Raw genomic sequence first — 5,788 nt, 5'->3', positions numbered from 1 at the left:
ATCGGACGCCCATCCAGACCCCGCCACTTCCCATCCAACACCGTGCGGACCTTGTTGCTGATCACCACATGCGTATGCAAGTGAGGGTCCCCGGCCCGGGAATCGAAGTGATCAAACACCGTCGCGATCAAACCCGTGACATCGACCTGTGCAACCGCGCCATCCCCAGCAGTTGCACCCGTGCGGGTGGCTGCAACCTCGCGCTCCATGAACGCAACCACCGCCGCAACCGCCTCATGATGGGCCTGCGAAATCAACGCCTGCGTCCCCGCGTCCGCAACCGCCCACAACACCAACGCCGACTTGGGCACACTGAACGTGACATCAAACCCCGCCACCGCACGCCGCGACCCCGCGAAGCCTCCTCAGACTCGATCTGCGCCACCCTCCGACCTCGCTTTACAGGGCTCAGCGACGGGTCGAGTTCCGCGACACGGTCCGCAACCCGATCCGCCGTCGAGCTATACACCGGATACGCCCGCCCCAACGGCACACCGGTGATCGGGTCCCGCCCCATCCCCACCAGAAGCTGAAGCTGCGCCTCCGACACCTGCGCACCCGGCGTGAGTTCACCATGCCCCAGGGCGGCCACGCCCGAACCGAGCCAGCGCCCGGGTGGAGTGCCAGCCTCGGCGTAATAACGAGTCAGCGGAGTCGACAGCGACCGGTGACCATCACCAGCCGCCACGGTGCGCAGCGGGTACCTATAGCCGTCACCACCCGACATCACCCGCATCGACACCGTCATACTCAGCAGGTGAGCCAGACCAGCGGCCTTTTGAACCGCCGGGCACCGGAGTAGGCGTCGAGTGCTCCGTACCCAATCGGCATCCCGCTTGGTTGATCCGATGACAAGACTCTGTAGACTGGGTCCGTGACCATTTGAGCGTTTCCCTGACCTGCGTCCGAGGCCGTCTGCCCGGCAGGTTCCGTCACGGCTTCGGGATCTTGCTCATGCCTCACGTACTTGCTTCATCGTCGTTCACTGCCGCGGGCTCGCATCTACGGGTGGAGGGTCTCTCGTTCTCCTATCCTGATCGGCGGGTCCTCACAGATGTGTCGTTCGTCGTGCCTGCCGGTGCGCGAGTAGGACTCATCGGGGAAAACGGGTCGGGTAAGTCGACGTTGCTGAAGGCGATCGCCGGAGTCTTGGAGCCGGCATCGGGAACGGTCACCGTGAATGCGCCGGATGCCGATGCGCCGGTGTTCGGGCTGCTACATCAGGAGCACCCGTTCTCTGCTACCGAGACCATCGATAATGCTATCGAGACCGCGGTCGCGCCGTCTCGTCGTGCCGCCGAAGAGGTCAGCAGGCTCGGCGTCGCCCTTGCAGACCGCCCCGACGATCCTGTCACGGCCGACGACTACGCACGTGCCCTGGAGACGGCCGAGCGCCTTGGAGCGTGGGAGATCGACGCGAGGATTTCCGGCATGATGGCCGGTCTCGGGATCGGGGACATCGACCGCCGCCGGCTTGTAGGAGCGCTCTCCGGAGGGCAGCGAGCTCGGCTCGCCCTAGCGTGGCTGCTGCTAAGTGCACCGGATGTGCTGCTGCTGGATGAGCCGACAAATCACCTCGATGATGCCGCGACCGCCTATCTCGTCAGCGTGCTCACGGCGTGGCGGGGTCCGCTGCTGATCGCCAGTCACGATCGGGCCTTTCTCGATGAGACGGTCACGTCGCTGCTCGATCTCGACCCTTCGCCACTCCCGCACGCGGTCGCGGGGCCGCTGGTTCACGACGGCACGGGAACCGGGATCGGCCTCACCCGTTTCACAAGCAGCTACAGCGACTACCTGACCGCACGAGCTGAAGCACGGCAGAGGTGGGAACGGCAGTATCGCGATGAACAGGCCGAGCTTTCCCGGCTTCGTAAAGCGGTGAAGGATGAGCAGACGGTGGGGCACTCGGATTGGCGCCCGCGTACCGAGGTACGCACGGCACAGAAGTTTTACGCTGACCGCAACGCGCAGGTCGTATCTCGCCGCGTCAACGACGCTCGCGCACGCCTGACGGACCTTGAAGACCGCCAGATCCGGAAGCCGCCACGGGAACTCGAATTCCGGGGGCTCACCGTTGCTGGCGCCCCGCGTGCCATCGGCGCCCTTGAACCCGTGCTCACCACCGTCAACGTAACGCTGAAAAATCGGCTCCCGGCCACGTCGTTCAGCATCAGCCGAGGCGAGAAGTGGCTCATAACCGGCCCGAACGGGTCGGGCAAATCGACCTTGCTCGGCCTGCTCGCCGGCACGCTGGAACCCAGCAGCGGGCAGGTCACTCGCGCACCGGTCGACCGCGTAGGGCTGCTTGCGCAAGAGACCGCCCTACCTGACCCCTACGATCGCGGTCCGGCTCGCACCGCACTCGACGCCTACACGGATCTGGTCGGCATGGAGCGTGCGGCACGAGTGCCGCTGGGCACCTTCGGACTGGTTGCTGGTCGAGACCACAATCGATGCGTGCAGGAACTCAGCGTCGGCCAACAGCGTCGCCTTACCCTTGCGGTACTCCTGGCTGACCCCCCAGAGATCCTGCTGCTGGATGAGCCGACCAACCACTTTTCGCTCAGCCTCGTCACCGCGCTCGAATACGCACTCGCCCAATACCCTGGCACTGTCGTCGTTGCATCACACGACCGGTGGCTGCGCAAACGATGGAAAGGCCAGCGGTTGACGCTGCCCGAAACAGGATGACAATCACAGTCCACCACGTCGCGACGCAAGGTGCCCGCGTCGGCGCAGTAGCACGTCAACAGAGTCAGCATCGCCACCCTGAGTCAACCCCCCTGGTCGCCACACAGGAGAGCCGGCAGCCTCCCAACCTCGATCTGCAAGAGGCGTGGCAGATCTGTCGAGGTCTCTCACGGAACGAATCTCGATGATGCCGAGGCTCTGCGGCCGTGGGTTAGCTCGGGATTCGTACTGGCCATCATTGATACGGATCTCCGCGTCTTTGGGCAGAGACGGGATATTGAGTCGCTGACCGGCAGCGGGGTCACCTACGCTGGTGGGCATGTTGTTCTACGGCACTGCTTCGCTGCGTCTGCGCAGCCGCTAACAGCGGCGGGCACCCTCCACAGGTTGTTGCTCCCGCACCCGGTGATCACGGCCGGGCGGCTCTTTCAGCGTGCCCGGCTCCGCAACAACCACGGAGCAAACAGTGCCTACCTATCGTGGTGGCCGTCATGAGCACGGCCAGAACTTCCTGACTGACCCATCCACCATTGCCACGATCACACGGCTCGTGGCTGCCACCGAGGGCCCGATCATCGAGATCGGCCCCGGTGACGGAGCACTCACCACCCCGCTGGCCCAGCTCGGGCGACCGGTGACAGCCGTCGAGATCGACACCAGGCTCGCCCAACGCTTGACCCAACGACTCCCGTCGCACGTGGATGTCGTCGCCGACGACTTCCTGACCTACAGGCTTCCAACATCTGCGCATGTGCTCGTCGGCAACCTGCCGTTTCACCAGACCACGGCCATACTGCGCCGCATCCTGCACTCCCCGGCATGGACCGATGCAATCGTGCTCGTGCAATGGGAAGTCGCGCGGCGCAGAGCGGGTGTCGGCGGTGCCACGATGATGACGGCGCAATGGGCGCCTTGGTTCGAGTTCACGCTGCACAGTCGTGTTCCCGCTCGCACGTTCACCCCGCGTCCGGGAGTCGACGGCGGAATCCTCACCATCCACCGTCGCGAACATCCGCTGCTGTCCCCGACACGGCGACGCCAGTTCCACGCCTTGGTCCACCGCGTCTACACCGGCCCCGGCCGCGGGCTGGCCCAGATCCTCGCGCGCACCACCTCACTCGGGTCACCACAGACCGCACAGGCGTGGCTGACACGCCACGGCATGACCGCTGCAGGACTTCCGAAGGACATGCCCGTCGAGGCATGGGTGGACTTGTTCAAGACCACAGGTTCTTCACCGCCTGCACACCGTGCGCAGACGCAGCAGGTGAAGTCGAGGAGGCGCCGTCGATGACCATCGCTGCGCGGCACCAGGCCTGCCGCTATACGTCAACAGCTAGGAGTGCCACGGAGCACCGTTCCGGTGAAACATCCACAGAACTGGCAGCGCGGCTGCTTGCAGAAGCACCTCAACGGGATTGGCGGCTCCGTGACCTTGCCGCGCTGGTTCACCTCTCGGTGTCACAGCTCGGCAGAGCGTTCACACAACGATTCGGGATGCCGCCCATGCGGTACCTGGCTCACATTCGGGCCCATCGGCTGGCTGAGCTCCTGGTCGAGACTGATCTTCCAATCGGCGTCGCCACGACAAAAGTCGGGTGGCGCAGCCGTGGGCATGCCGCACGGCAGTTCACCGACGTCGTCGGGATCAGCCCGTCCGAATATCGCCGCACTGCGATTGGGCGCACTCTCACGGAGACCAGCCCGTGGCCATCAGCAACGCAGGGCAGCCCCGAATCAGAAGGCCCCCTCACGACAGGAGTGCCGTGATGCCGTCGGAGAGAATCTCGCGTGGGCTGATGTGGTGCGTCGCGTGGAGCCGCGCATAGGTAGGAGCTTGGTCAGGGTCAATGGCGACGCGCTTCTCGTCAGACGCCATGGGTGCGGTCAGGGAGGCGCCAATCACCAGGTTGGACAATCGGTAGGCAGTTCCCAGCGGATCCGGGGTACCCGCTTGTTCGAGCAGGACGCACATCCGCTCGGAAAGGGCCAGGTACGCCGGGCCCCTGGGAGCGCGCATACCGATGACCTGACCGGCCCACCGGTGGGTCGTGAGGTGCGCGAAGAAGGCGTGCATCAGGGCAGGCAGGTCGGCGTTGCGGATCGACTCGGACATCACGGGATCGTCTGCAAGCGCTGTGTCGAGGGCGAGGTCGAACAGATCGTCGACGGATTCGACGCGGGAGTACAGGCTGGCTGGAGCGACACCCACCTGTTGCGCCACAGATCGCAGGGTGAGGGCCCTCAACCCGCCTTCGTCCAGCAGCCTCACCGACGCCCTCGCAACCTCCACGATGTCCACTGCGCGGAGGCGTCGCACAGGTTTGCGGTGTTCCCAGTAGCTCACCCCACCAGCCTAACCAAACACGCTTCAGTTAGCTATCCACTCTATGTTAGTTTTAGCGCATGCTGGATGCCACCACCCTTCCGATCACCTATGAGAACACTCGCCTACGCCCCCTCTCAGAGCTGGACGCAGACACGTATGCAGCCGGCACCAAGGATGAAGCTGTGCGGCGCTTCGGCCACCTGCCCGAGCCCGACTACACCCCCGAGTCCGTGCAACGCATGATCCGCGAAGAAGTTGCGGCGGGCCTGTCGTCGGGCACCTTGGCAGTCCTCGCACTTGCCGACGCCGAGACGGACCGGTTCGTGGGCTCCTTGGTGCTCTTCGACGTCAGCTCCGAGGCCGCCGAGGTCGGATTCTGGATTCACCCCGATGCACGCGGAGAGGGGCACGCCCGTCGAGGACTGGAGCTGGCATCGCGCTTCGCACACAACAGTGGACTTCGAACCTTGACGGCACGCACACTCCCGGAGAACAAGGCCTCCCAGCGATGCTTGACGACCGCAGGGTTCCGTGAGGTCGAGCGATCCGTAGGGACCACGCCAGCAGGACAGGACCAGGAGTTGTTTCAATACAGGCGCGATCTCAAGCCCACCGCCCAGTGGCCGTTGGTGACGGAGCGACTCCATCTCCGTCCGCATAACGTCGACGATGCCGAATGGCTTCACGAGCTGTACTCGCGACCCGACGTTGCCCGCTACCTGTTGGACGAGCCATGGACCGCAGAAGTCACCCGCGAAAAGCTCG

Annotated in this window: 5 protein-coding genes and 1 pseudogene; 4 read left to right on the top strand and 2 right to left on the bottom strand. The window is 64.7% G+C overall.

Annotated features, from left to right (window positions below; all coding sequences use genetic code 11):
* A pseudogene (gene mobF / locus L979_RS15205) lies at positions 1-748 on the bottom strand (MobF family relaxase); the annotation flags it as partial.
* A gap of 206 nt (positions 749-954) precedes the next feature.
* Between mobF and L979_RS11670 the strand changes: the two are divergent.
* The 3 genes from L979_RS11670 (at position 955) to L979_RS17105 (ending at position 4,464) form a co-directional block, all read left to right on the top strand.
* Positions 955-2,694, top strand: coding sequence for an ABC-F family ATP-binding cassette domain-containing protein (locus L979_RS11670; RefSeq protein WP_052209848.1), 1,740 nt, complete (start codon positions 955-957; stop codon positions 2,692-2,694).
* 466 nt (positions 2,695-3,160) lie between these two features.
* Positions 3,161-3,988: a 23S ribosomal RNA methyltransferase Erm gene (gene erm, locus L979_RS11665; RefSeq protein WP_047692381.1), complete on the top strand. Its 828-nt coding sequence runs from the start codon at positions 3,161-3,163 to the stop codon at positions 3,986-3,988.
* Positions 3,898-4,464: a helix-turn-helix transcriptional regulator gene (locus L979_RS17105; protein ID WP_081994415.1), complete on the top strand. Its 567-nt coding sequence runs from the start codon at positions 3,898-3,900 to the stop codon at positions 4,462-4,464. Before erm ends, L979_RS17105 begins: the two co-directional genes overlap by 91 nt.
* On the opposite strand, the gene L979_RS11660 is transcribed toward L979_RS17105, so the two are convergent.
* Positions 4,445-5,041: a TetR/AcrR family transcriptional regulator gene (locus L979_RS11660; RefSeq protein ID WP_231559528.1), complete on the bottom strand. Its 597-nt coding sequence runs from the start codon at positions 5,039-5,041 to the stop codon at positions 4,445-4,447. The genes L979_RS17105 and L979_RS11660 overlap by 20 nt on opposite strands.
* Before the next feature lie 59 nt (positions 5,042-5,100).
* Between L979_RS11660 and L979_RS11655 the strand changes: the two genes are divergently transcribed.
* On the top strand, positions 5,101-5,788 hold a 688-nt coding region (locus L979_RS11655), incomplete at its 3' end, for a GNAT family N-acetyltransferase (protein WP_047692380.1).

It is taken from the genome of Kocuria sp. ZOR0020, assembly GCF_000800955.1.
GTDB lineage: Bacteria > Actinomycetota > Actinomycetes > Actinomycetales > Micrococcaceae > Kocuria > Kocuria subflava.
Note: the sequence above shows the minus strand (reverse complement) of the source record. Positions and strands in the feature narration are given on the sequence as shown.

What these genes read in the sequence shown, in the direction of transcription:
- L979_RS11670 (WP_052209848.1), top strand. Translation starts at nt 955, where the DNA reads ATGCCTCACGTACTTGCTTCATCGTCGTTCACTGCCGCGGGCTCGCAT.
- L979_RS17105 (WP_081994415.1), top strand. Translation starts at nt 3,898, where the DNA reads ATGGGTGGACTTGTTCAAGACCACAGGTTCTTCACCGCCTGCACACCG.